This window comes from Pseudomonas sp. RL_5y_Pfl2_69, from assembly GCF_963970465.1.
In the GTDB taxonomy this organism is placed as follows: domain Bacteria; phylum Pseudomonadota; class Gammaproteobacteria; order Pseudomonadales; family Pseudomonadaceae; genus Aquipseudomonas.
This window is the reverse complement of the sequence record NZ_CAXAOU010000010.1, coordinates 170,717-195,591: the sequence shown is the minus strand read 5'-3', so window position 1 is coordinate 195,591 and position 24,875 is coordinate 170,717. Positions and strand designations below refer to the sequence as shown.

20 protein-coding genes are annotated in these 24,875 nt (G+C 58.0%); 6 read left to right on the top strand and 14 right to left on the bottom strand.

All coding sequences use genetic code 11. The features are described 5' to 3' along the window. Positions 1–165 precede the first annotated feature (165 nt). From yjiA to radA, 4 genes are all read right to left on the bottom strand, one after another. Positions 166–1,140 carry a GTPase gene (yjiA, locus tag AACY07_RS17875; protein ID WP_339476505.1) on the bottom strand — a complete coding sequence of 325 codons (975 nt, stop codon included), beginning with the start codon at positions 1,138–1,140 and terminating at the stop codon, positions 166–168. A gap of 143 nt (positions 1,141–1,283) precedes the next feature. Next, complete coding sequence (locus AACY07_RS17870) at positions 1,284–1,481, bottom strand: YbdD/YjiX family protein (RefSeq protein ID WP_007937254.1); 198 nt, start codon at positions 1,479–1,481, stop codon at positions 1,284–1,286. Between the two features lie 15 nt (positions 1,482–1,496). Further along, entirely contained in the window at positions 1,497–3,563 is a 2,067-nt protein-coding gene (locus tag AACY07_RS17865; protein ID WP_339476502.1) for a carbon starvation CstA family protein, read from the bottom strand. Positions 3,564–3,778: 215 nt separating this feature from the next. Then, on the bottom strand, positions 3,779–5,146 hold the full coding sequence (radA, locus tag AACY07_RS17860) for a DNA repair protein RadA (protein ID WP_019824057.1): 1,368 nt from the start codon (positions 5,144–5,146) through the stop codon (positions 3,779–3,781). A 122-nt stretch (positions 5,147–5,268) separates the two neighbouring features. On the opposite strand from radA, the gene mscL reads away from it, so the two are divergent. Next, entirely contained in the window at positions 5,269–5,682 is a 414-nt protein-coding gene (mscL, locus tag AACY07_RS17855) for a large-conductance mechanosensitive channel protein MscL (RefSeq protein WP_133078611.1), read from the top strand. Positions 5,683–5,754: 72 nt separating this feature from the next. Here mscL and AACY07_RS17850 read toward each other — a convergent pair whose 3' ends face one another. Then, complete coding sequence (locus tag AACY07_RS17850; protein ID WP_339476498.1) at positions 5,755–6,531, bottom strand: ferredoxin--NADP reductase; 777 nt, start codon at positions 6,529–6,531, stop codon at positions 5,755–5,757. Between the two features lie 368 nt (positions 6,532–6,899). On the opposite strand from AACY07_RS17850, the gene AACY07_RS17845 reads away from it, so the two are divergent. Both AACY07_RS17845 and AACY07_RS17840 read left to right on the top strand, forming a co-directional pair. Then, complete coding sequence (locus AACY07_RS17845; protein ID WP_339476496.1) at positions 6,900–7,613, top strand: autoinducer binding domain-containing protein; 714 nt, start codon at positions 6,900–6,902, stop codon at positions 7,611–7,613. A gap of 155 nt (positions 7,614–7,768) precedes the next feature. Continuing rightward, positions 7,769–8,893, top strand: coding sequence for a class I SAM-dependent methyltransferase (locus AACY07_RS17840; RefSeq protein ID WP_339476494.1), 1,125 nt, complete (start codon positions 7,769–7,771; stop codon positions 8,891–8,893). Between the two features lie 187 nt (positions 8,894–9,080). On the opposite strand, the gene AACY07_RS17835 is transcribed toward AACY07_RS17840, so the two are convergent. From AACY07_RS17835 to AACY07_RS17825, 3 genes are read right to left on the bottom strand one after another with little or no spacing between them, the layout of a single operon-like run. Continuing rightward, on the bottom strand, positions 9,081–9,248 hold the full coding sequence (locus tag AACY07_RS17835; protein ID WP_133078615.1) for a DUF2474 domain-containing protein: 168 nt from the start codon (positions 9,246–9,248) through the stop codon (positions 9,081–9,083). Positions 9,249–9,305: 57 nt separating this feature from the next. Next, positions 9,306–10,313: a cytochrome d ubiquinol oxidase subunit II gene (gene cydB / locus AACY07_RS17830; RefSeq protein ID WP_133078616.1), complete on the bottom strand. Its 1,008-nt coding sequence runs from the start codon at positions 10,311–10,313 to the stop codon at positions 9,306–9,308. A 3-nt stretch (positions 10,314–10,316) separates the two neighbouring features. Further along, positions 10,317–11,756 carry a cytochrome ubiquinol oxidase subunit I gene (locus tag AACY07_RS17825; RefSeq protein WP_133078617.1) on the bottom strand — a complete coding sequence of 480 codons (1,440 nt, stop codon included), beginning with the start codon at positions 11,754–11,756 and terminating at the stop codon, positions 10,317–10,319. Between the two features lie 405 nt (positions 11,757–12,161). On the opposite strand from AACY07_RS17825, the gene AACY07_RS17820 reads away from it, so the two are divergent. Continuing rightward, the gene (locus AACY07_RS17820) at positions 12,162–13,391 is read left to right on the top strand and encodes an MFS transporter (RefSeq protein ID WP_339476490.1); all 1,230 of its coding nucleotides are present in this window, start codon (positions 12,162–12,164) and stop codon (positions 13,389–13,391) included. 105 nt (positions 13,392–13,496) lie between these two features. On the opposite strand, the gene AACY07_RS17815 is transcribed toward AACY07_RS17820, so the two are convergent. Further along, on the bottom strand, positions 13,497–13,934 hold the full coding sequence (locus tag AACY07_RS17815) for a DUF4879 domain-containing protein (protein WP_133078619.1): 438 nt from the start codon (positions 13,932–13,934) through the stop codon (positions 13,497–13,499). 210 nt (positions 13,935–14,144) lie between these two features. Here AACY07_RS17815 and AACY07_RS17810 point away from each other — a divergent pair, with 210 nt between their 5' ends. Then, positions 14,145–15,440 (top strand): NCS2 family permease, encoded by a 1,296-nt coding sequence (locus tag AACY07_RS17810; protein ID WP_133078620.1) that lies wholly within the window; start codon positions 14,145–14,147, stop codon positions 15,438–15,440. Beyond that, on the top strand, positions 15,437–16,525 hold the full coding sequence (gene trmA, locus AACY07_RS17805) for a tRNA (uridine(54)-C5)-methyltransferase TrmA (protein WP_219263151.1): 1,089 nt from the start codon (positions 15,437–15,439) through the stop codon (positions 16,523–16,525). The genes AACY07_RS17810 and trmA overlap by 4 nt, the downstream gene beginning before the upstream one ends. Positions 16,526–16,643: 118 nt before the next feature. Here the strand turns inward: trmA and AACY07_RS17800 are convergent, their stop codons facing one another. The 5 genes from AACY07_RS17800 to AACY07_RS17780 all read right to left on the bottom strand — a co-directional run bounded on the left by AACY07_RS17800 (position 16,644) and on the right by AACY07_RS17780 (position 24,660). Continuing rightward, positions 16,644–17,930, bottom strand: coding sequence for a TolC family outer membrane protein (locus AACY07_RS17800; RefSeq protein WP_019824080.1), 1,287 nt, complete (start codon positions 17,928–17,930; stop codon positions 16,644–16,646). A gap of 29 nt (positions 17,931–17,959) precedes the next feature. Then, positions 17,960–19,288 (bottom strand): HlyD family type I secretion periplasmic adaptor subunit, encoded by a 1,329-nt coding sequence (locus tag AACY07_RS17795; protein ID WP_339476486.1) that lies wholly within the window; start codon positions 19,286–19,288, stop codon positions 17,960–17,962. Continuing rightward, on the bottom strand, positions 19,285–21,030 hold the full coding sequence (locus AACY07_RS17790) for a type I secretion system permease/ATPase (protein WP_339476483.1): 1,746 nt from the start codon (positions 21,028–21,030) through the stop codon (positions 19,285–19,287). Before AACY07_RS17790 ends, AACY07_RS17795 begins: the two co-directional genes overlap by 4 nt. A gap of 113 nt (positions 21,031–21,143) precedes the next feature. Next, positions 21,144–21,773 carry a heme acquisition protein HasA gene (locus AACY07_RS17785; RefSeq protein WP_339476481.1) on the bottom strand — a complete coding sequence of 210 codons (630 nt, stop codon included), beginning with the start codon at positions 21,771–21,773 and terminating at the stop codon, positions 21,144–21,146. Positions 21,774–21,879: 106 nt separating this feature from the next. Next, positions 21,880–24,660: a TonB-dependent receptor gene (locus AACY07_RS17780; protein WP_339476480.1), complete on the bottom strand. Its 2,781-nt coding sequence runs from the start codon at positions 24,658–24,660 to the stop codon at positions 21,880–21,882. Between the last annotated feature and the right edge of the window lie 215 nt (positions 24,661–24,875).

The following is a 24,875-nucleotide window of genomic DNA, read 5'->3' as shown; positions in this document are numbered from 1 at the left end:
GGAGCGGGCTTGCTCGCGATTCAGGCAATGCGGTCTTTCAGACAAACCGCGTCGATATCATCGCGAGCAAGCCCGCTCCCACACATGTAGTACGTGACGTTTTTATTCGGGTAGCAAACGCCAGCCCAATACGTTCAGCAGGTCACAACTGGCGCGAAAAACCCGCTATTTTCGTGAGGCAAGAACATCAAACCCCTCGCGAATCTTGGCTTCAGGCAAATCATCTGCAATAAACACCATCACGCTGTCGCGCACCTCACCCTCAGCCCACTCAGTGTCCCAGTCGAAGCCATAGAGCTTGAGCACGCCCTGAAACACCAACCGTCGATCTTCACCGGCAATGCTCAGCACGCCTTTGTAACGCAACAATTGCTTGCCGTGATCTTCCAGCAGTTCGTTCATGAACGCGCTGAGGCTGTCGATATCCAGCGGTGTTTCGGTGCGCAGCACAAGGCTTGAGATGCGGTCGATAGATGACGCTGGTTGCACCGGACGCAAACTCAGGCCACCGCCCAAGTCTGCGTTGAGATTGAACCCTCGGACATCCAGCAACTCGGCCAGATCTATCTTGCCGTGCTCAACCACACGTATCGGCGCCCGGCGGTTGATACGGGTCAAGCGTTCGCTTAAGGCATCAAAGGTGGCGTCATCCACCAGGTCGCGCTTGCTCACCAACAGGCGGTCAGCAAAACCGATTTGTGCCTGGGCGATGGTTTGGCTCAGGTGTACATCGGCGTGCGCGGCGTCCACCAGGGTGATGATGCCGTCCAGCAGGTAACGCTCGCGCAGTTCTTCGTCGATGAAAAAGGTTTGCGCCACCGGTGCCGGGTCGGCCAGGCCGGTGCATTCGATCACCAGGCGGTCGAACGCTATTTCGCCACTGTCCAGACGCTCCAGCAGCAGGTACAGCGCCTTGGTCAGGTCGGTGTGAATGGTGCAGCACACACAGCCATTGGCCAGTGTCATGACTTGCACGGGCTCATCACCCAACAACTGGGTATCGATCCCGGCATCGCTGAATTCGTTCTCGATCACGGCGATTTTCAGGCCATGTTCGGCCTTGAGCAGGTAACGCAACAAGGTGGTTTTACCGGCACCCAAAAAGCCACTGAGGATGGTGACGGGGATTGGAGAGGACATGCACAGTCTCCTTGAAATGACGCAAAAAAAAGTGGGAGCGTGCTTGCCCGCGACTCAAGCAGCGCGGTGTAACGGATACACCGCAGAGCACTCATCGCGAGCAAGCCCGCTCCCACAGTCAGATGCAACTTAGCCCTGACGGGCTAGCAGCACTTGGGCCCACCCTTGCCGCCGTAACGGGCTTCCTGGCGTTCGCGGAAGAACGCCTCGTAGCTCATGACAGGCTTGTCCGGGTGCTTGGTTTGCATATGCTCGACGTAGTTGTCGTAGTCGGGCATGCCGACCATCAGACGCGCGGCCTGACCGAGGTATTTACCGAGGCGACTCAGGTCATTGAACATGATTGCAACCCTCTGTTATGCATCCGGCATGACTTGGTACGGCGACTCTTTATCCGTACGTACTTTACTGCCCCATGCTGCCACGCCCACCTTGATCGCAAAGAACAGAATGCTGAACACCACGAACAGGAACAGCACGGTCAGACCGGCGTTGGTGTAGGCGTTGATGATCACGTGCTGCATCTGGTCGATGTTTTTCGCCGGGGCAATGACTTGGCCCGCTTCCAGCGCAGTGCTGTACTTTTTGGCCAGGGCCAGGAAGCCGACCGCAGGGTTGGCGTCGAACAGCTTGATAAAACCTGCAACGGTGGTGCAGATCAGCAGCCAGATCGCTGGCAGCATGGTCACCCAAATGTAGCGTTGACGCTTCATTTTGATCAGCACAACGGTTGCCAGCATCAGCGCGATACCCGCCAGCATCTGGTTAGAGATACCGAACAGCGGCCACAGGGTGTTGATGCCGCCCAATGGATCAATCACGCCCTGATACAGCAGGTAACCCCACATCGCCACACAAAGGCCTGTTGCCAGCATGTTGGCGCCCCAGGACTCGGTGCGCTTGAGTGCAGGCACAAAGCTGCCCAGCAAGTCTTGCAGCATAAAGCGACCGGCACGGGTACCGGCGTCAACCGCCGTCAAGATAAACAGGGCTTCAAACAAAATGGCGAAGTGATACCAGAACGCCATTGTGTTCTCGCCCGGCAACACGTTATGCAGGATCTGAGCGATACCCACAGCCAGTGTCGGTGCGCCGCCGGCACGGGCCAGAACGGTGGTTTCACCAATATCCTTGGCCAGTGCGGTCAGTGCATCCGGGGTAATTGCAAAGCCCCAGCTGCTAACGGTCTGCGCAACAGTCACCACATCACCGCCGACGATGGCCGCCGGGCTGTTCATGGCGAAGTACACGCCCGGCTCGATGACCGAGGCGGCAACCATCGCCATGATGGCCACGAAGGACTCCATCAACATCGCGCCGTAGCCGATGTAACGGGAGTTGCATTCGTTATCCAGCAACTTGGGTGTAGTACCCGAAGAAATCAGTGCGTGGAAACCCGATACCGCACCGCAGGCAATGGTGATGAACAGGAACGGGAACAGACCGCCTTTCCAGACGGGGCCAGTACCGTCGGTGAACTGGGTCAATGCTGGCATTTTCAGCTCAGGCATGGTGACCAGAATGCCGATGGCCAGTGCCACGATGGTGCCGATTTTAAGGAAGGTCGACAGGTAGTCACGCGGTGCCAGAACCAGCCACACCGGCAGCACGGCTGCAACAAAACCATAACCGATCAGCATCCAGGTGATCTGCGTACCGGTGAAGGTAAACACCGGAGCCCATTCAGGGCTTGCCGCAATCTGGCCCCCCAGCCAGATCGAGCCGAGCAACAGCAGCACACCGACAATGGAGATTTCACCGATGCGGCCCGGGCGGATGTAGCGCATGTAAATGCCCATGAACATCGCAATCGGGATGGTCGCCATCACGGTGAACATGCCCCACGGGCTTTCGGCCAGGGCCTTGACCACGATCAGCGCCAGCACCGCCAGGATGATGATCATGATCAGGAAGCAACCAAACAGCGCGATGGTGCCCGGGATCTTGCCCATTTCCTCACGCACCATGTCACCCAAAGAGCGACCGTTGCGGCGGGTGGACATGAACAGGACCATGAAGTCCTGCACCGCACCGGCCAGAACAACACCGGCGATCAGCCAGAGTGTGCCCGGCAGATAGCCCATTTGCGCGGCCAAAACCGGCCCCACCAACGGTCCGGCGCCAGCAATGGCGGCAAAGTGGTGACCAAAAAGAATGTGCTTGTTGGTCGGCACATAGTCCAGACCATCGTTGTTGAGCACTGCAGGGGTAGCGCGACTGGGGTCGAGCTGCATCACCTTGGTGGCAATAAACAGACTGTAATAACGGTAAGCAACCAGATAAATGGCAACCGCTGCCACTACGATCCACAAGGCGTTGATCGCCTCGCCCCGGCGTAACGCAACTACGCCAAGGGCGCAGGCTCCTACAATTGCCAGCACCAGCCACGGAATGTGGCGTAGCAGGCTATTTTTATTATTCATTTTTTAATTCCGGCCAGTTGGACAAGAAAGACTGCCCCCGGAGTTTAGCGCTCTTGGCTCTAAAGACCAGCCCCTAACGTTGGTCTAGAGCCTTCTTTTGTGGGTTTGTGCTGGATGGCGCTGCATAGTTGTCCCGTGCAACGCCACTGTCAGTTCCGGCCTCCTGGCCAAGCCCCGCGATCAAACCCTGCAGATTTTTTTACAGGTATGAAACCCTATTCAAACAACGCATCCAGTGCCTGCTCAAGGCGGGTCACACCGATGACCTTCAAGCCCGGCGGAGACTCTTTGGGGGCGTTGCCCTTGGGCACGATGGCACGCTTGAAACCGTGCTTGGCCGCTTCTTTAAGCCGCTCCTGACCGCTGGGTACCGGGCGCACTTCGCCGGACAAGCCAACCTCACCAAACACCAGCAGATCATGGGGCAGCGGGCGATTGCGCAGACTGGACATCACCGCCGCCATCAGCGCCAGGTCGGACGCGGTTTCCAGCACCTTGACCCCGCCCACCACGTTAAGGAATACATCCTGATCATGAGTGGGAATACCGCCGTGGCGATGCAGGACAGCCAGCAGCATGGCCAGTCGATTCTGATCCAGACCCAGGGTCACACGGCGCGGGTTGGACATATGGCTGTCGTCCACCAGTGCCTGCACTTCCACCAGCATCGGACGGGTGCCCTCCCAAGTGGCCATGACGACGCTGCCCGGCACTTCTTCCTGAGCACGGGTAAGAAAAATAGCTGACGGGTTAGAGACTTCTTTCAGGCCTTTGTCGGTCATGCCGAATACACCCAGCTCGTTGACCGCGCCAAAACGGTTTTTCACTGCGCGCAACAGACGCAAGCGACCGTCAGACTCCCCCTCGAAATACAGCACGGTGTCGACCATATGCTCCAGCACCCGCGGTCCGGCCAGCGCCCCCTCTTTGGTCACGTGGCCCACCAGGAAAATGGCCGTGCCGCTCGACTTGGCATAGCGCACCAGCAATGCCGCACTTTCTCGCACCTGGGACACACCGCCCGGCGCCGACTGCAGTTGCTCGGTGAAGATGGTCTGGATTGAGTCGATCACCATGACCTTGGGTTTTTCGAGCTTGGCGGTGGCGATGATGTTTTCGATACAGGTTTCGGTCATCACCTTGAGCTGATCCTGGGGCAAGCCCAGGCGTCGGGCGCGCATGGCCACTTGCTGCTGGGACTCTTCGCCGGTGACATACAGCGCAGGCATGCGCGTAGCCATCTGACACAAGGTTTGCAGCAAGATAGTGGACTTGCCGATACCCGGATCACCGCCGATCAACACCACCGAACCATCGACCAGACCGCCCCCGAGCACCCGATCCAGCTCACCGGAAGCGGTGGAGAAGCGCGGGATTTCTGCAATGCTGACTTCGGCCAGGGTTTTGATCTGGGCCTGTTGCCCTGTCCAGCCGGTACGACCACTGGGCGGCGCGGCGGCGCCGCTTTCTACAATGGTCTCGACCAGGGTGTTCCAGACGCCGCACTCGCCGCACTGCCCTGCCCACTTGGGAAAGGTTGCGCCGCACTCTGTGCAGCCGTAAATGCGCTTGGGCTTGGCCATCTGAACTCCAGGGAAAAAACGCGATGATAGCCCACTGAGCTTTGATCAGTGCGGCGCGGGCATGATCTGCCATGCTGAATTACACTGCACCCACCAACTTCATCTGTAACAAGGAATATCCAATGAGCGTGATAAGTGAGTTCAAGGCCTTCGCGGTCAAAGGGAACGTGGTCGATATGGCCGTCGGTATCATCATCGGCGCGGCATTTGGCAAAATCGTTTCGTCCTTCGTGGGTGACGTGGTCATGCCACCGCTGGGGCTGTTGATTGGCGGTGTGGACTTCAGTGACCTGGCCATTACGCTGAAAGCCGCCGTTGGCGATGCCCCGGCCGTGGTGGTGGCATATGGCAAATTCATCCAGAGCGTGATCGACTTTATCATCGTCGCGTTTGCCATCTTTATGGGTGTAAAGGCAATCAACCGCCTGAAGCGCGAAGAAGCGGTCGCACCAAGTGCCCCGCCTCTTCCGTCTAAAGAAGAAGAACTGCTGGGCGAAATTCGTGACCTGCTTAAAGTTCAAAACAACCGACCTTAACTGCCCGACATGAATAACGGCGCCCCAGGGCGCCGTTATTTATTTCATGCTGTTCGACATATAAAATTTACACTACCAGTAGTTCTCAACAGCAACTTGCCCGGGCCGACGACTCAGGCTCAACTGCATGTCACGGGCCTTCAACAACTTGCGTGTGTCATCAATCATTTGCGGATTGCCACATAACATCACCCGCGAATGTTCGCAGGTCATTTCAACACCCGCCGCCTGCTCAAGTTCACCATTTTCGATCAAGGTGGTCATGCGTCCGTTCAATGCACCGGGCACTCGCTCACGGGTGACGATCGGAACATACACAAACTTGTGTGCATACTCAGCAAGGTAATCACGGGAACATAAGCCGGCGATGAGATCCTGATAGGCCAGTTCGCGCGCTTCGCGGGCACTGTAAACCAGCACAATGCGCTCGAATTTTTCCCAGACTTCAAAATCCTGGAGGATCGACAGGAACGGTGCGATGCCGGTCCCCGTTGCCAGCAACCACAGATCACGCCCGTCAACAAAACGATCCAGGGTCAAAAAACCAAAGGCCTGGCGCTCCACCAGCAAGGTGTCACCGACCTCAAGACGACTGAGCTCACTGGTAAACTCTCCCCCGGGCACCACAATCGAAAAGAACTCCAAGAACTCGTCATGGGGTGAAGAGACCATGGAGTAGGCGCGCCAAACCGTACTGCCATCCGCCTTGGTCACGCCAAGCCTTGCAAACTGGCCCGCGGTAAAGCGAAAGCCCGGGTCGCGAGTGGTACGCAATGTGAACAGGCTGGGGGTCAGCGGTGTGACATCGAGAAGCGTCTGCTGGGTAAATTTTTCTGCGCTGGCAGTCATGGGGCACTCCATTGACGAATGCCTCTAGTGTCGCCCAAAGACGCCAGGAGAAACACCGATGGTTTGTGATGGCTTTAAGACAGCCTTCAGGGGCAAACAAGGGGTCGCCGACAAGGTGCGTGCTAATTAACGCATACAGTTCCTGGATCCAATTTATCTAAAACCGCACAACAGCTATATATATAAACCCGAAAAAGCATAATTAAACTTACTGTTTAAATTATCGTCTGCATTTATAAACACACCCTACTACCTGCCCCCCATTTATATTTTTTAATCAACAACAACATCTCAAACACCATCTAGAATAAACTTATTAACACACCATCTAGTGCCACCCACTTACTGTCGGGCCGCCGGAGCGCCTTATGACCGCACATCATTTAATCAGCCAGAACCAACACCTCGCCTGCAGAAGCGAAGCTGAATTGGGTTCCGACACACTCAAACGAATAGAAGAGTGCGGCTTTAATTATTTTTTCTTTCGTATGATCCCTCGACATGGAAACATAACAACAAATAGCAAGGTAATAACCAACTATCCAAATGATTATGTCGAGCGGTATGAAAAAGGGCCTCTTACGCAAAAAAAACCACTCATGACTCACTGCCAACTCTCGATCCTGCCCATTATTTGGAGCGCCGATGTTTTTCGTGATGCTCCCGACCAGTGGAAAGCCACCCAAACCTGCGGGCTGACCTATGGCTGGTCGCAGTCGGTGCATGACCCCAATGGCGCAGTGAGCATGTTGAGCCTTGCCAGAAAAGACCCTCCTGTGTCGCAGGACGAGTTTTCGGGCAAAGCTGCCAGCGTGCTCTGGCTGTGCAATCAGTTACACAGCGCCATGCTCGAACGCTTCCACCTGCGCCACAGGCTGACGATCAACATCATGCGTTTGTCCGAACGTGAGTTAGAAGTTCTCAAGTGGACTGCAGAAGGCAAAATCGCTTCCGACATTGCCATGATTCTGAGCCTGAGCACCCGCACCGTGAACTTCCATATCAGTGGTGCAATGAAAAAACTGGGGGCCAGCAACAAAACCTCGGCCGTGGTCATGGCGGCCAGGTTTGGCCTGCTGTAGACGGACACTGCGCTAAAGTAGATAAACCCGTCAGGCAATCTGCGGCAAAAAAAAGTAAAATCACGCCTACCTGTAAAACCACGGACTCCTCTGTTTGCCAGCCTCCCCCCTCAGGGGCAAGACATGCAGTTGTCGATTCCTCAGAGTTTGTATAAATGCCTGTGCTAGAAAGCCCCTTCGCCCAACTTCGCCTGATCCGCCAACCCGAGCAGCAAAACGAGCCCTTGCAGGCCTTTGATGCGGCAGATGAGTATTTGCTTAATCACCTGGCTGAGCAGGCGTTGCCCGCAAACAGCCGGGTGCTGGTGCTCAATGACAGTTTTGGTGCCCTGGCGGTCAGTCTGGTCAACACCCTGCATGTCACCAGCAGCAGCGACTCCTTTCTCGCCATTCAGGCGCTGGAAAAGAATCTGGTGCGCAATGGCCATGCTTACGATGCGGTATCGATCATCCCTGCCAGCCAGCCTCTGGTCGGGCCTTTCGACTGTGTACTGGTGCGTGTTCCCAAGACCCTGGCGCTGCTTGAAGAGCAACTGATCCGCCTGCAAGGCCAATTGGCACCCGGAGCACAGGTCATCGCAGGCGCGATGGTCAAACACTTGCCCCGCGCTGCAGGCGATCTGCTGGAGCGCTACATTGGCCCGGTACAGGCCTCGCTGGCGGTCAAAAAAGCCCGTTTGCTGGTGTCCACGTCCCATGCCCTGGGGCCATTTACATCGCCGTACCCCACGCGCTATCGGCTGGAAAAACCGGCCATCGAGCTGCTCAACCACGCCAACGTGTTCTGCCGCGAAGACCTCGATATCGGCACTCGGGCATTCCTGCCCCACCTGCCAAAAAACCTGGGCACTGCACGGGTTGCCGACCTGGGCTGCGGCAATGGTGTACTGGCCATTGCCAGCGCGCTGAATAACCCGCAAGCGCAGTACACGCTGGTCGATGAGTCGTTCATGGCCGTGCAGTCTGCCCGCGAAAACTGGCAGGCCGCATTGGGTGATCGCGAGGTCATTGTGCGGGCTGACGACGGTTTGGCGAGCCAGGCACCGGACTCACTGGACGTAGTGCTGTGCAATCCGCCGTTCCATCAGCAACAAGTGGTGGGAGACTTTCTGGCCTGGCGCATGTTCCAGCAAGCCCGTGAGGCGCTGGTAGTGGGGGGTGCGCTGTACATCGTCGGCAACCGTCACCTGGGCTATCACAGCAAGTTGGCCAAACTGTTTCGGGGCGTCGAACAAGTGGCCGCCACTCCCAAGTTTGTGATCCTCAAGGCGCGCAAGTAATCACTGGAAATGAGAGCTGTGGGAACGGGCTTGCTCGCGATGCAGGCGACGCGGTCAGATAGTCAAACCGCGCTGCTCCAATCGCGAGCAAGCCCGCTCCCACCAGGATCAAACCTCCCCGCTTAACCGAATGGCATTAGCCAAGGCGGGTCATAAAACCGTAGCCGCAAGGCTACGGGATGGGAAGTCAGTGGCTCTTCATGCCTGCGGCGGTCATGAACAGGCGGATCAGCCAGGCAAATACTGCCAGGCTCGCCACACTGGCGGTCCAGATCACCAGCAACCAGCCAATGCGTTGCCACAAGGGCTTTTTTTCGCACTCTTGAACGTCGTTTAGATAATCCTTGCCAGCCATGTTCGGGCCTCCTCTGGGGAAAAGGCTGTGGCCCTCAGGCCACAGCGGCATGTACGACTAGTGATAACCGTCTTCGTGAGTCACCTTGCCGCGGAACACGTAGTAGCTCCAGAAGGTGTAACCGAGAATAAACGGGATGATAAACAAGGTGCCTACCAGCATGAAGCCCTGGCTTTGAGGCGGTGCCGCTGCATCCCAGATCGAGATCGAAGGCGGAATGATGTTCGGCCACAAGCTGATACCCAGACCGCTGTAACCCAGGAAGATCAACACCAGGGTCAACAGAAACGGCGTGTAGTGAGCCTTGCGCGCTATCGCCTTGAGCAGGCCATACATCGTCACCAACACCAGGATCGGCACCGGCAAGAACCAGAACAGGTTCGGCAGTGTGAACCAGCGTGCAGCAATGTCAGTGTGCGCCAGTGGCGTCCACAGGCTGACGATGCCCATCAGCACCAGTACGGCCAACGCCAGCGGGCGACCCAACTTGTGCATGCGCTCCTGCAAGTGGCCTTCGGTTTTCATGATCAGCCAGGTGCAGCCAAGCAATGCATAGGCCACGATCAGGGCAATCCCGCAGAACACAGTGAACGGTGAAAGCCAGTCCAGCCCGCCCCCCGCATACTGACGGTTAACCACCGGGATCCCATCAATGAAGGCCCCCAGCGCCACCCCCTGGAAGAAGGTTGCCACCAGCGAGCCACCAATAAAGGACTTGTCCCAGAGATGGCGTTTTTCTGGCCGTGCCTTGAAGCGGAACTCAAAGGCGACGCCCCGAAAGATCAACCCCATCAGCATCAGCATCAGTGGCAGGTACAGTGCCGACAACACGACCGAGTAGGCCAGCGGGAAGGCACCAAACAATGCCGCGCCGCCCAGTACCAGCCAGGTTTCGTTACCGTCCCAGACAGGGGCGACCGTGTTCATCATCACATCGCGGTCGCTCTCGCCCTTGATAAAGGGAAAGAGGATGCCGATCCCTAGATCGAAACCATCCATGACCACATACATCATGATCCCGAAGATGATGATGATTGCCCAGATAAGTGGCAGATCAATACCCATGACTCAATTCCCCTTAGTCAGGCTGTCGCTGTGGCCTTCATCTGTACCCTCATGGGCCGCAGACAGAGGACGGGCAGGCGTGCGTTGCTGGCCTGGGCCACCGTGGGTGTCTTCTTCGCCTTCGTGGGTAATCGGACCTTTGCGTACCAGACGCATCATGTAACCCAGACCCGCACCAAACAGCGCGAAATACACCACGACAAACATGACCAGCGTGACGCTCATTTGCATGACGCTGTGGTTGGACGACGCATCCGAAGTGCGCATCAGCCCGTAAACCACCCACGGCTGGCGACCGATCTCGGTGGTGAACCAACCCGCAAGGATCGCGATCAGACCCGATGGTCCCATCCACAGCACCATACGCAGGAACCAGCGGTTCTCGTACAGGGTGCCGCGCCTGCGCAGCCATACGCTCCAAAGCCCGACGAAGATCATCAACATGCCCAGCGCCACCATGATGCGGAAGCTAAAGAACACGATGGTCGAGTTGGGGCGATCCTCTGGCGGGAACTCCTTCAACGCAGGGATTTGCTTGTCCAGGCTGTGCGTCAGAATCAGGCTTCCCAGGTACGGGATCTGAATCTTGTAGTCCGTGGTTTCGGTCTTCATGTTCGGGATACCAAACAGAATCAGCGGCGTTGGCTCACCGGGTTTGTTTTCCCAGTGACCTTCCATGGCCGCGATTTTTGCTGGCTGATACTTGAGGGTATTCAAACCGTGGGCATCACCGATCAGCGCCTGTACCGGCGCAACCACCAGGGCCATCCACATGGCCATCGAGAACATGCGGCGAATGGCCGGCGTGTTACGACCGCGCAACAGATGCCAGGCCGCTGACGCGCCGACAAAAAATGCCGTGGCGACAAAGGCAGCCGTGGCCATATGCGCCAGACGGTAAGGGAACGACGGGTTGAAAATGACCGCCAGCCAGTCCACCGGAATCACCCGACCATCAATGATTTCGAAGCCTTGCGGGGTTTGCATCCAGCTGTTGGAGGCCAGGATCCAGAAGGTAGAGACCAGCGTTCCCAGGGCCACCATCGCGGTCGAGAAGAAGTGCATCCCCCGGCCCACGCGATTCCAGCCAAACAGCATGACGCCCAGAAAACCCGCTTCAAGGAAGAATGCAGTCAGTACTTCATAGGTCAGCAGCGGCCCGGTAACAGCACCGGCGAAGTCCGAGAACCTCGACCAGTTCGTGCCGAACTGGTAGGCCATGACCAGGCCCGATACCACGCCCATGCCGAAGTTGACGGCGAAAATCTTCGACCAAAAGTGGTACAGGTCGCGGTAGGTATCGTCACGGGTTTTCAGCCACATGCCTTCGAGCACCATCAAATAACTGGCGAGACCGATGGTAATGGCGGGAAAAATGATGTGGAACGATATGGTAAACGCGAACTGAATTCGGGCGAGCTCGAGAGCATCCAAACCGAACATAAGTCTTCCTCTATCAGGTATCAGGTCGTTGAGGACCCAGACTTCGCGCCTGAATCCAACTACCCTGCACGCCGTGGCCACCGCGAATCGCTGCTCGCTTTCAAACCACAACACCAAGGGATCTGGCCGGCTGGCCACCCAGACAAAACCCCAAAGGCTTTGATCTGGATCAAGCATGGATGAAAGAGTAGTCCATTCCTGACACACGGCTAATGTGGTTTGTTGTCGCGTGACACGATGCCTCAGGCCTTGAAATAGACCGTTGCGAGAACCACAAGGAATCGCGCAAAAGCCCTGTTTGACCCAACGTGGGGCACTGGGGATATGTGATATATCGAGTCATTATTTGTTACAAAACAATGATAATCTCGACGCCCCCCCACCCTCGGCCACGACCTCTTTTAAATGACCAGCCAGCCCCTTCTGCTCCGCCATCACCGGCCATTTGTGGCCTTCTGGTTTGCCCGTATCTTCACCGCCAGTGCATTTCAAATGCTCACCGTGGCCATTGGCTGGAACCTCTACCAACTGACTGGCAACGTGATGGACCTGGGATGGGTGGGCTTGATCGAGTTCGCGCCGCGCCTGCTGTTTATGTTGCACACCGGGCATGTGGCCGACCGCTATGATCGTCGCAGGGTGGCGGCCCTGTGCCAGTCGGTACAGGCAATGATTGCCCTGACATTGGCCATCAGCAGTGCTGGCGATCACATTACCCGGGAAATGATCTTTATCCTGGCGTTTTTGCTGGGTGCCGCCCGCTCCTTCGAAATGCCCGCCACCCAGGCGCTGCTGCCTTCGATCGTGCCGGTTGAGCTGTTCCCGCGCGCAGTGGCGGCGGCACAAGCGGCGCAACAATCGGCCACCATTGTCGCGCCAGCGTTTGGGGGCTTGTTGTATGCGTTTGGCAGCGTCTGGGTGTATGGCCCGAGCGTTGCGCTGTATCTGATTGCGGCACTGCTGATGAGCAACCTCCCCGCCCGCCAGTTGCCGCTGAACAAAGCCAAGGCCACGCTGGACTCCCTGCTCGCGGGCATTCGCTTCATTCGCAGTCGCCCTGACGTCCTCGGCGCCATCTCCCTGGATCTGTTTGCCGTCCTGCTGGGCGGGGCCACGGCGCTGCTGCCTGTGTTTGCCAAGGATATTTTGCTGACCGGCCCCTGGGGCCTGGGCATGCTGCGCTCGGCACCGGCAGTCGGCGCCCTGCTGATGTCATTGTGGCTGGCCAGATTCGCGGTGCAGCGCAAGGTGGGGCGCGTCATGTTTACCGCGGTGGGGATATTCGGAGTCGCCACCATCGCGTTCGGCCTGTCGACCTCGTTCTGGTTTTCAATGGCAGTGCTGGTGGTACTTGGCGCGGCGGACATGATCAGCATGGTGATCCGCGCCTCGTTCGTGCAACTGGAGACCCCGGATGAAATGCGTGGCCGGGTGAGTGCGGTCAACGGATTGTTTATCGGCGCGTCCAACCAGCTGGGGGAATTCGAATCCGGAGTGACGGCCCACTGGCTGGGCACAGTGCCCGCCGTGGTGTTGGGCGGGGTTGGCACGCTGGTCGTCACCGGGCTGTGGATAAAACTGTTCCCGGGGCTGGCCAACCGGGACCGGATGGTGGAAGAGCACAAAACCCTGTAGTCGCTGCCGCAGGCTGCGATAAGGGCCGAAGGACCTTCGCTCTTTAAAAAGAGCGGCCCCTGCGGGCCCGATCGCAGCCTGCGGCAGCGACTACAGGTGAGGATCTCACTTTATATATAGCCGCACACCCAGCCGGTTGTGCGGCGGCACCAGTGAGGTGTTACTGAACTCGAACCAGCCACCGTCCTTGTTACCCAGGTCAAAGGTATACACGTGCCCCACCGTGGTGCCCGCACCGTTGCAGGCCACCAGCCCCTCGCCCTGGTTACAGACCGCAGCCCGCACACCGTCCACTTCCTGGCCATCGAGCGTGACATTCGGCTGGCCGCCGTAACCGCGCTCCAGCACATAGACCTTGATACCAGGGCCCTTGTGGTCGCAGCGGGTCTGCTCACGACCATCGGACACATCCTCTACAGCGCAGGAAACAGACGCCACTTTGAGAATTTCCAGGGTGCTCAGGGGTGTCGCGGGCGCGGCGCTGATCGCGGCACTTATAAGGAAGCCGACACAGGCTGAAATCGACGTGATGACGTGCTTCATGGATCCCTCCTAAAACTGGCACGCAGTATGCCTGCGACATCAAGGTTATAAAACAAGGCCCAGCAGGGTAACCAAAGCAGCCATATGTACGAGCTGCTGGTATGATGCGCGGCTTTTTCCGACAGACAGAAATTCTTCAGACGGTCCACGTCTGTGCTTTGCTGTTGAAAACGATTTAATCACGGCGCATTTGGCGCCACGGGGACTGGCATGCTGGAAAGGCTGTTTCAACTCAAAGCACACAACACCAATGTGCGTACCGAGATTCTTGCGGGTATCACCACCTTCCTGGCGATGGCCTACATCCTGTTCGTCAACCCGAGCATTCTCGGCGAGACGGGCATGGACAAAGGCGCCATATTTGTTGCCACCTGTCTGGCGGCGGCTATCGGTTCGGCGACCATGGGCATTATCGCCAACTACCCGATTGCACTGGCACCGGGCATGGGCCTGAACGCCTTCTTCACCTACACCGTGGTGCTGCACTTGGGCCACACCTGGCAGGTAGCGCTGGGTGCGGTGTTTATCTCGGCGGTGCTGTTCTTCCTGTTGTCGATCTTTCGCATCCGCGAATGGATCATCAACAGCATCCCCCTGCCACTGCGCTCGGCCATTGCCGCCGGTATCGGCCTGTTCCTGGCGCTGATTGCCCTGGGTAACGCCGGCATCGTGGTTGCCAACAAGGCAACCCTGGTCGGCATGGGCGATCTGGCTCAGCCAAAAGTGATCCTGGCCTCCCTGGGCTTTGCCCTGATTGTTGCCCTTGAGGCAATGAAAGTCCGTGGCGCGGTGCTGATCGGCATTCTGGCCGTGACCATTGCTTCCATTGCAATGGGCGTCACCGATTTCGGTGGCGTCGTGTCGATGCCACCTTCCCTGGCCCCGACCTTCCTGCAACTGGACATCAAGGGCGCCCTGGACATCGGCCTGATCAGCGTGATCTTCGCCTTCCTGTTCGTTGACCTGTTCGACAACTCCGGCACATTGATCGGCGTCGCCAAGCGCGCTGGCTTGATGGGCAAAGACGGCCACATGCCAAAAATGGGCCGCGCCCTGATCGCTGACAGCACCGCGGCCATGGCCGGTTCGCTGCTGGGCACCTCGACCACCACCAGCTACATCGAGTCGGCGGCAGGCGTGAGCGCCGGTGGCCGTACCGGTCTGACGGCCATCGTGGTCGGCATCATGTTCCTGCTGGCGTTGTTCTTCTCGCCATTGGCGGCCAGCGTTCCAGCCTTCGCCACCGCACCTGCGCTGATGTTTGTTGCCGTGCTGATGATGAGCGGCCTGGCCGAAATCGAATGGGACGACGTCACCGTTGCCGCACCGGTGGTGATCACCGCACTGGCCATGCCGTTTACCTACTCCATCGCCAACGGCATTGCCTTCGGCTTTATTTCCTGGACCGTGATCAAGCTGCTGTCGGGCCGCGCCCGTGAGCTGAATGCGCCGCTGATCATTCTGTCGGTTCTGTTTGTCGTCAAGCTAGGTTGGTTTCCTGCATGAGTGCTCTGCCATTTGATCCTGCTACCTACGCCGTTGAGCTTGAGGCCAAGGCCAATCGTCTGCGCGAGTTGCTGGCGCCTTTCGATGCGCCAGAACCCCAGGTGTTCGATTCGCCCCTGAAGCACTTTCGTCTGCGGGCCGAATTTCGCCTGTGGCGCGAAGGGGGCGAGCGTCACTACGCCATGTTCGCGCAAGATGACAAGCGCACACCGATCCTGATCGAAGAGTTTCCGATTGCCAGCCTGCGCATCAACCAATTGATGCCCCAACTCAAGGCCGCCTGGAAAGCCAGCTCAGCCCTGAGCCACAAGCTGTTCCAGGTTGAGTTCCAGACCACCCTGGCAGGCGATGCGATGGTCACTCTGTGCTATCACCGCCCGCTGGACGAGCACTGGCAAACCGCTGCCGAGCAGTTGGCCAAAGACCTCGATATCAGCGTGATCGGCCGTTCCAAGGGCAAACGTGTCGTGATCGGCCGCGATCATGTGGTCGAAGCGCTGGAAGTGGCGGGTCGCACCTTCACTTATCAACAGCCCGAAGGCGCGTTCACCCAGCCCAACGGCACGGTCAACCAGAAGATGCTCAATTGGGCATACGAAGCGCTGGGCGAACGTTCGGATGATCTGCTGGAACTGTATTGCGGCAACGGCAACTTCACCCTGCCGCTGGCCACTCGCGTGCGCAAAGTGCTGGCTACCGAAATAAGCAAGACATCGGTGTACGCCGCGCTCAACAACCTGCGCGACAACGCTGTGGATAACGTCACGCTGGTGCGCCTGTCGGCAGAAGAACTGACCGAAGCCCTGAATGAAGTACGCCCATTCCGTCGCTTGCAGGGCATTGACCTGAAAAGCTACGAGTTCGGCAGCGTTTTCGTTGACCCGCCGCGTGCGGGCATGGACCCGGACACCTGCGAACTGACACGCCGCTTCGATAACATCCTGTATATCTCGTGCAACCCTGCAACATTGGCCGAGAACATCGCCCAACTGCACGATACTCACCGGATTGAGCGCTGCGCAGTATTTGACCAATTCCCGTGGACTCACCACATGGAGTCGGGCGTGTTGCTGGTTCGCCGGTAAACACAGGTTCTGATACACCGTGTCGACCGAATCGCGGGCAAGCCCGCTCCCACAGGATCAGCGCAATACCTGTGGGAGCGGGCTTGCCCGCGATGGCCACACCGCAATATGGCCATGTTTAATGGGCCCGAAAATACCCCGCCACCTGCCGCAAATCCCCTTCATTCAATAACCCCGCGTAGTACTTGAGCTGCACCCGCGCCAGCAAATAGGCATAGCGCGCCTCAGCCAAATCCCGCTTGGCACTGAACAGCTGCTGTTCGGCATCCAGCACATCCAGATTGACCCGCTCGCCCCCACTCACGCTTTTCTGCGTCGCCTGCACCAGGGCACCGGCAGACTCAACTGCCATTTCATATGCCCGCACCTTGGCCGCCGCGCTGCTATTGAGGTTGTATTGCTTGCGCAGGTCCACCAGCGTGGTCGCTGTTTGCGCGTCCAGTTCGTACTGAGCCTGGGACAGTTGCCGCGCAGCCTGACGGGTCGATGCCGACACCGATCCCCCTGCAAACAACGGTACGGTGAGCTGAATGCCCACGCTGTTGGTGTCGTATTTCTGGTTGTAGGTGCTCTCCGAATCGGAGCTGGTCTGACGGCTGCTGGCATACAAGCTGAGCTTGGGCAGATGCCCGGCCCGCTTGCGCTCCACCTCATACTCGGCCGAGGTCAACGCGTGATGCTGCGACGCCAGCTCCGGGTTATTGGCCAACGCCAGTTCGCGCCAGCTTTCGAAGCGCTGAGGTTCCAGTGGCAGAATCACAAAATGCGCCACCAGCGGGGCAAGCTGCTCGACCTGCAGCGGCTCACCAAGCATCGCCTCCAGCTCACGCAAGGCTGCGTCCTGATTATCTTGCGCCTCGATTTCTTCAGCCACCGCCATGCTCAGGCGCGCCTGGGTTTCCAGCACATCGGTGCGAGTACCCTCACCGCCTTCAAGAAGCCGTTGGTTGAGTTGCAGGCGCTCGGCAAAGGCGCGCTTTTGCGCCCGGCTCAATTCGATCCGCTCCTGCGCCAGCAGCGCCTGGCTGTAGGCACTGAGCACGCGCACCGCCAGATACTGGCTTTTGCTGCGAAAGCGCTCATCCGAAAACAGCGCCTGCGCTGCCCCCTGTCGGAATCGTGCGTAGGCTTCGTAGTCCAGCAGCGGTTGCTGCAAGGTCAAGGTCGCCGCATAACTGCGGTAGTCGCGGTCGGTCCGAGTGCTGGCCTGGGTGACTTCGGACTCGTTGCGCGAATTGTTGTAGTTCCACGACAGAGTGGGCAGCAACGCCGAGCGACCCAGGGCGCGGTTCTCCTCCCCTGCCGCCCGCTCTTCAATGGCGGCCTGAAAGGTCGGGTCGTTGCGAATCGCCAGATCGTAGGCTTCCAGCAACCCCATCGCCTGTACCGGCCCAGCACACGCCATCAGTAATCCACATAAGAACTGGCGCACCGTCATTCCTCCACCAACGCCATATGCGTGCGGTCGAGCAACGGCTTGAACAGATAATTGAGCATCGAACGCTCGCCCGTGCGCACAAATGCTTCAACCGGCATGCCCGGGCGAATCTGCAGCCCGGCCAGTTGGGCCATGCCCGCATCGCTGACCTGTGCGCGCAGCGTGTAATACGGCTCGTCCGTGCGCTCATCGACCTGGCGATCCGCCGACACCAGTATCACCTCGCCCGCAACCCTTGGCGTGGTGCTTTGGCTGAAGGCCGAGAACATCAACTCCACCGGCAAGCCCGGGTGAACCTTGTCGGCCAGTTCAACCGGCACGCGCGCCTCGACCAGCAGGGGTTCTCCCTGGGGCACGATTTCCATCAGTGCCTGACCGGGCTTGATCACGCCGCCCTCCGTAAACACATCCAGCCCCACCACAATTCCGGCCACGGGAGCGCGCAACTGGCTGTTGGCCAACTCAAACTCGGCCGAAGCCAGCCGGTTGCGCAGATCCTCGGTGCGCACTCGGGTGTCGGCCAGCTGAGTACGGACTTCCTTTTGATACTCCTCGGCCAGTTGCCGAATTTTCAGACGCATCTCCAACACTTGTCGCTGCAATTGACCGATGCGACCGTAGTCTTCGCTGATGGAGCCCAGTACCTGGGCGTACACCCGCTCGCTGTCCAGCAGGCGATTGCGCGGGATATACCCTTCCCGCGCCAGCTCACGCAAACCTTGCAGTTGTTCGGCAAGGGCCGTGCGTTGCAAGACCTTGCTGGCCTGGGATTCACGCACCCCGCGCAACTGCGCCTCGGCGCCCGCGATACTCTCGTCGACCCCTTGCTGATCCAGCAGCAACGCCTGACGGCGGCTATCGAACAGTTGCCGCTGCAATACCAGATTCGATGCCACTTCCGGCTCGGTCACCAAGGCCGTCAACTCGACAGGAAAGCTCACGCTGGCGGCGCCATCGCGCTCGGCATTGAGCCGCGCCTCACTGGCCAACGAGCCATAAAACTGGCTGCGCAACGACTGGGCCTGCCCCAGCAGCGGGGTTTCCTTCAACCGGATCAAGACCTGACCGGCATCCACCTTATCGCCGTCACGCACGTCGATCCGTTCAACAATCCCTCCGCTGGGGTGTTGCACCACTTTGCGATGGCCCGAAACCATCACCTTGCCCGACACCGCGACGCCCTTGTCCAGCGGCGCCAAAGCGGCCCAGCCGAGAAACCCGAGAAAGCCGCCGAGCATCAGCAGCCAACCCAAACGCGAATAGCGGGTGTCATCCAGTTGCAGCACATTGCTGTCCCCTGGAACCTTGGCGTTCGAATACTTCATGCCTTGCCCGCCTCTGCCGTACCGAGCCGATAGCTCACATTCATGGCGGGCTTGGGCGCCGCAGGTTTCGCTGCAGCGGGCGCCCCAAGCACCTTGGCCGTCGGGCCAAAGGCTTGGAGCTGGCCTTCGCGCAGAATCAACAGGTAGTCGGTGAGGGTCAGCACATTGGGTTTGTGGGTGATCAAAATCAGTGTTCGCTTGTGCTGTTTGAGCTGGGCAATGGCCTGTAGCAAGGCCTGTTCCCCGGCTTCATCGAGGTTGGAATTGGGTTCGTCGAGCACGATTACCGCTGGCAAGCCGTAAAGTGCACGGGCCAGGCCGATGCGTTGCTTCTGCCCGCCGGACAGCCCCGCGCCGCCTTCACCCAGGCGCGTTTCATAGCCCTCGGGCAATTGCAGAATCAGCTGATGCACTCCGGCCAGTTGCGCAGCGGCCAACACCTTGTCGGCATCCACCTCGGCAAAGCGTGCGATGTTTTGCGCGATGGTCCCGGCAAACAACTGAATGTCCTGGGGCAAATACCCCAGATGCGGACCGAGCTGATGCTTGTCCCACTGCGATAACTCAGCCCCGTCCAGCCGCACCTTGCCCGCCAGCGGCTGCCACACCCCGATCAACAGCCGGGCCAGGGTCGACTTGCCGCAGCCAGAAGGCCCGATCACCCCCATCACTTGCCCGGCCGGCAGGGTGAAGCTCAGGTTGACCAGGGTGGCGCGACGGGTGCCGGGAGCGCTGGCGCTCAATTGCTCCACCGCCAGTTCGCCCCGAGGCGCAGGCAATGCCATGCGCCGGGCTCGCGGCGGATAGCTGTGCAGCAATGCTTCGAGGCGCTGATAGGCCAGCCGTGCCGACGTCCATTGCTTCCATACACCGATCAACTGGTCGATGGGGCTCAGTACCCGGCCCATCAGAATGGAGCCGGCAATCATCATCCCGGCCGTGATCTGGCCTTGCACGGCCAGGAGCGCGCCCAACCCAAGCACCAGGGATTGCAGCGCCAGGCGCACGCCTTTTGACCAGGCGCTGACGGTGGCGGTTTTTTCACTGGCCAGATTCTGCTGCGCCAAAAAGGCCGTGTGCTGTGCCAACCAACCCTCGCGCAAGGTATCGAGCATGCCCATTGCCTCGATGGCCTCGGCATTGCGCAGATGGGCGCTGGCTTGCTGGGTGGCTTGCACTGACAACTCACTGGCGGCTTTAAGTGGGGCTTGAGAGACGCGTTGATTGACCCACGCCAGTATCATCAACAGCACCGCACCGCCCAGGGCCAACAGTCCCAACCACGGGCTGAACATAAAAATCACAAACAGGTACACCGGAAACCACGGCGCATCGAAGAACGCGAACAGGGCATTGCCGGTCGCAAATTGACGCAGGCTGGTGAGGTCATTCAGCGCCTGCCCGGCCGCCGGGTTGCCGGTGCGCAATTGCGCTTCGAACGCGGCGTCGTAGACGCGCTGATTCAAGCGCATATCCATCTGCGTGCCGAGGCGGATCACCACCTGACTACGCACCCATTCCAACGCGCCCATCAGGCCAAAGAGGCCGAGGATCATCAGCGTCAGCATCAACAGGGTCATTTGATTGCCTGATGCCAGCACCCGGTCATACACCTGCAACATGTACAACGCCGGCGCCAGCATCAGTAAATTGATCACGGCCGAGAACAGGCCGATATTGAAGAAAGCACGTTTGTAGGCCGTCAAGGCAGCCAGCATCTCGTTGGCTTTGGGCCGGGTCATGGAAGGATTCCGAGGAAGTGGGCCGAAAACCCTGTGGGAGCTGGCTTGCCTGCGATGCAATCGCGGGCAAGCCCGGCTCCCACAGGATTGGAGTTCACTGAAGTGAGCGGGAGTTACGCCGCCAGAGCCCAGTCCTGAGCCACTTCTTGCACGCCCACCAGGCTGATATCAGCCGCTAGCGGTGCATCGGCGTGAGCCAGGCCAGCTGCCGCCAGTTGGTCGAAGGTTGAATCGGTGCTCAGGCCGAACCCGCTCAGCAGGTTGTTGAGCACGCCTTCCAGACCCAATACGTCGCCTTTCATCAGGCCGTAGATCACGTCCTGAACAGCGTTGCCTGCACGGCCGGCATCGCTGGCGGCGGACAGGTCGAGGCCGTTGAAGGAGACGGTGTAGTCGCCCAGGCCAAACGCGCTGCCCGAACCACCAGTCAGCACTTCACCCAAACTCACGCTGTCCAGTTCACCCCACAGGTAGTGGTTCATGTTGTCGCCAGCAGAGACTTTAGGGTCATACACATAATGCAGGCCATTGCTGGTATCGCTTCCTGCGATAAAGGCGTAGTCCGAATTATTGGCACCATGCGTCGCATACTGCTCACCATCTTGAGCACGGCCGCCACTATTGAAACCACCGGTATTGCTTAGACCGTGACCCGCAGTTTTAAAACCCTGGGCCCAATCGCTAAGCACGTCACCAATCGAATCAGAACCAACAAACGAACTATAGTTAATTGAAATAGTCATGACTTGAACTTCTTCCTTAGATAGTTTCAGTGAAGTGGCGCACAGCGATGCACGCCTTTGCTCACAACGAGCAATCTTTTATATAACGAAGCAAACAGTCCGTTATTTAGAATTTATATTCGAGCATGCCACTCAATGTCCGACCGCGCGCCATGCTCAAGTTATTGGCATCACCCATGGCCACAAAGTAGGCTTCGTCGGTAGCGTTCTCTAATGACAAGGTAATATTCAACGTGTCCGTCGGCCAGTAACTTGCATACAGGTCGTACACGCTGTATTTAGGCCAGTGTGCTTGCTCTATACCGGAGTAACTCCATTCATTCAGACCCGCGCCATTACCAGGGCTGTAGCGAAAGCGTATCCCCGTGTCCAGGCGCCGCTCAAGGAAACGAGCCCCCACTGTTAGAGACCCTCGATCTGCGGGCATATATGCCGCATTACCCATAGTAGATCCGCAATCGATTTTGTTGTTTCTGTCCGGGTCATCGAGCCATTCAGAAACTCTAGTATTGATGTAGCCAATCTTGCCATTAGGCCGGGTGTAGGGCGTCCTGATTATCTTAATAACCTCGCCCCTTTTCTTGGCGCCGCCCATATAGTACCCACTTGAGCAAAATTCATTACTGCCAATCATATGCGTGTAACTCAGGTTGGTATACAACCGTCCCATATCGTAATTCAACTGATATTCAACGCCGCGAAACCGGGTCTCCGCCTGGTTATTCACATACGCAGAGCGACCCGATGCGACGACATCCGCCGACCCTGGAAGAGAGACACCATAGTGTAAAAATGAGAAGTTCTTGATGTTATTATCAAAATAAGCAACTTTTACTCCAAGCCGGTCATTATTAAAGAACAGGGATTCTTTAAAGATATTTAAACCGAACTCCCATTCCCGGTTTTCCTCAGCTTTCAGGTATGGATTGGGGTAAACCCGCTCCGGTGCATTCCCCCCATGGGGGCGCCCGGTCATAAACACCTCAGTCACCGCCGGCGGGCGCCAGCCTTGGCCCCATCGCCCATAGAACTGCAACCAGTCAACTCCGGGCTTTATCCCTATACCAAACGTCGGTGAAAACTTGCCGTCTTCACGATCTGAATCATAGAAATAAACATTTCTTACAGAAGTCCCCGAGGTCATCACCTCGCCACCATTCTCCCCTGGAGTGACCGGCGCTTGCCATAAACTCATGCCCGTTTTGCCTTCCAGGCGATAGCGGTCATAACGCAACCCGGCATCCAGCGCCAGCCAATAGCTGTACTGGTAGTGCAGGTTATTGAACAGGCTGGCCATGGTGCGTTTGCCTTCCGGGTCTGCCCCCTCGACCCAGGGCAGATCGTTCTCGTTCTCGGCCGGCACCAGATTGTTCTTGGATTTCAAAATGTCCTGATAGCTTTCCAGGCCATAGTTCCAGCTCAGTTGCCCGTAGTTGTTGAAGTCAAACCGGGACGTGTTTTCTACCTGAAAACCCCATGTGCTGGTGCGAAACTCATCTTCGTAACCATCAAATGCATTACCACTATTAGCCGACGCTTTGTGGGGGGCATTACGCCGATCAAGCTGCGTATTGACGTAATAAAGTTTACTTTTGAAGTCGATCAGCTCGTTATCCGGGTTGTAGCTGTAATCCAGCGCCAGGTTGCCGGTATTGATATTGCTTTTACCGGTACGCACATAGTCGTAACCATCCTGCGTCGCATTGAGGTTGGTCCATGCGTCAGCGCTATCGCTGTCGGTTTCCAGGTAAGTGAACTGCGCTCGCTGGTCGTTGGGCAGGTTCAGCCCGAGCTTGACCATCTGCGAACGGGTCACGCTGCCGGTATCGCCTACTTCACTGGTCAGCCAGTCTGTCCAGGCTTCGCGATATTTGTTCTTGTTGCGAATATTTACGCCCAGGTTATCGGCGTTTTGCCGACCGGTACGGTAGTCACCAAAATGGCGTTCGCTATAAGCAACCAAAATATCGCCAAGATCATTGCCAAATGCGAAGACGCCACCGCCATTGAAATAGGTGCCGTTACCCAATTTACCGATACCGCTGCCGGCCCGGATGCGCCCGCCGTACTCTTTGCCGTCTTCCAGGAACTCGCTGGCTTGCAGGGTGTTAAAGCTGGCAATGCCCCCCAATACGCCCGCACCGCCCATGCCGGACTGGGCGCCTTTATCGATTTCAACGCTGGAGACCATTTCCGGGTCGATCAACATCACGCCGTTGCGCTGCTGGTGGCCGTTAACGTTGAAATTCTGGCGCATGCCGTCAACGTTCATGTTGACCCGGCCGTAGTCCTGAATACCGCGGATGTTGACCGACAGGCCTTGATCACGCTGATTGACGGCGGTGTACACGCCCGTGGTTTCTTCGAGCATGTCCGCTGCGTGGCGTGGGGCGCGCTTGTTGATTTGCTCGCGAGTGATGACCGCTACAGAAGATGGCGTCTGATACACCCAATCCCCACTATTGCCTTCACTGGCCGTCACCGAAGTAGTGCCCAATGCCAGTGCGCCATTGTGTTCGCCGCTGACGCGGGTCAGGGTGACCTGGCGTTCGCCGGTAAAGCGGTACTCCACCGGATTGCCACCCAGTAAACGGGCCAGACCTTCCTGTACGCCGAAGTCGCCATTGAGCGCTACGGATTTCAGGCCTTGCAGCATCTGGCTGTCAAACAGCACTTGCAGGCCAGCCTGTTCGGCAAAAATCAGCACGGCCTTGTCCAGCGGCTGAGCCGGAATATGGAAGGCGATAAATTCTTGTTGCACGGCGCTGCTGACTTTTTCAGCGGCCTGTACCGGCGCTTGCACCGCCAGCGACGCAAACAGTGCGACATGAACAGCAAAGGCTAACCGGCTTGCGGACTGCACCCCTTTGCGCTGACTACCCATCATTTTTATTTTCCCCAGGCTACGAGCTGCTTTGCGAATGAATCTCAATAGCAAGACGTAACATCGGGGTGAAGTCAGTAAAGGTTTTTGCGATTAATTTTCAAAAAGCGCTGGAGGGCCCTGTGGGAGCGGGCTTGCTCGCGATAGCCGCACTGCAGTCTGCCTGACACACCGCGCCGCCTGCATCGCCGGCAAGCCAGCGCTCACAGGATGGGTGG